Origin of the sequence: Alicyclobacillus shizuokensis NBRC 103103 (assembly GCF_001552255.1) — a bacterium.
GTDB classification, from domain to species: domain Bacteria; phylum Bacillota; class Bacilli; order Alicyclobacillales; family Alicyclobacillaceae; genus Alicyclobacillus_G; species Alicyclobacillus_G shizuokensis.
The window spans coordinates 1-1,552 of record NZ_BCQV01000113.1; the positions used below are offsets into that span (position 1 = coordinate 1).

Consider the following 1,552-nt stretch of genomic DNA (forward strand, 5'->3'; position numbering starts at 1 on the left):
TGGTGTCCCGTCAAGTGGTGTAATTTCACCACCTGTGTCTAAAGTGTGACGACTATCGTTTGGTCCCGCCAGGGAGTATTTCGAGCGTCGTCGCTCCGTCAAGGGGCGCTTCGTACGTCCTTGCAGACGTCCTTGACTGACGTCGCTTCTTCCCGGTCGAATGCGGGCAGTTAGGGGATAAAGCCAAGGTATGCGTATATCATACACGTAACTCCTCCCATACAACTATTTCTGTAGCACAGCATCGGGTGCCAGCAGTGCTCGGTCCGGCTTGAGCTTGGCCATAGACTCCAGGCTGAAGTAGCGTCGAGACACCATCCATTCCTCGTGCTGCTCCTGAAGAATTGCCCCCAATAGCCGTAACACGGATTCCCTGTTTGGGAATATTCCGACGACGTCCATCCGCCGCCTCATTTCTCGGTTTAGCCGCTCCAGCGGATTGGTGGAGCAGATCTGCCGCCAGTGCTCGCCAGGCAGCGCCATGAACGCCAACACGTCATCCTCGGCCTCCTGCAGGATTTGCATCGCCTTCGGGAACTTGTTCTCCAATTGCTTCACCACGTTCCGTAGTTGCGCCCTGGCTGCCTCTTGCGTGGGTTGTGCGAAGATCGTGCGGATGATGGCTGCCACCATCGACTGCTGCTTCTTCGGCACCTGGCTGAGTACGTTGCGGATGGTGTGCACCTTGCATCGCTGCCATGCAGCGCCCGTCAACACCTCCGAGATGGCCTGCCGAAGCCCAAGATGAGCATCGCTAACCACGAGCTTGACGCCCCGTAGACCACGTTCCTTCAGGGCCCTCAAAAACTCGGTCCAGAACGCCCCATCTTCACTGGTCCCCACATCGAATCCCAATACTTCACGCTCTCCAGTGTCCGTTACGCCAATGGCCACCACGAAGGCCATGCTCTGCACGCGTCCACCTTCCCGAACCTTGGGGAATGTGGCGTCCAACCAGATGTACGGATACTCCCGCTCCAAGGGCCGCTCCTTGAACTGGCGGACAGTCTCATCCAACTGCTTGCAAAGGCGAGAGACCTCGCTTTTGCTGATGCCATCCAGCCCAAGCGCCCGGACCAGGTCGTCCACCTTACGGGTACTGACGCCGTTGACATAAGCCTCCTGCACTACGGCTGTCAGAGCCTGCTCAGACCGGCGACGCGGCTCGAGAAGGGACGGGAAGAAGCTTCCCTTGCGTAGTTTGGGGATGTCCAGCTCGACCGTTCCCAGGCGAGTGTCCCAGGGCCGGCTTCGATATCCGTTACGTTGCGTCGTACGCTCCTCACTCCGTTCATAACGTTCGGCTCCGATCTTTGCCGTAGCCTCGGCTTCAATGAGTGACTGCGCCACTATCCTCACCAGCTCACGCAGAAAGTCGATATTTTCCTCGCCTTGGATCTTGCGAATCCACTCAAGAACTGCGAAGCTATTGACAGAAGCCATCGTTGCGTCCCTCCTACTAGTTGGTTTCGCCACACTCTAGTAGATACGCACGGTGGCTTCGTCGTCAATTGTGGACGACGGATTTTACACCACTACTTGAGACTTTAAC

General features: G+C 57.1%; 1 protein-coding gene. It reads right to left on the bottom strand.

Annotated features, from left to right (window positions below; all coding sequences use genetic code 11):
* Positions 1 to 225: 225 nt before the first annotated feature.
* Complete coding sequence (locus ASH01S_RS17535; RefSeq protein ID WP_067929719.1) at positions 226 to 1,443, bottom strand: IS256 family transposase; 1,218 nt, start codon at positions 1,441 to 1,443, stop codon at positions 226 to 228.
* Positions 1,444 to 1,552 lie beyond the last annotated feature (109 nt).

Excerpts from the sequence above, each read along its gene's own strand:
- ASH01S_RS17535 (WP_067929719.1), bottom strand. The coding sequence starts at position 1,443 with ATGGCTTCTGTCAATAGCTTCGCAGTTCTTGAGTGGATTCGCAAGATC.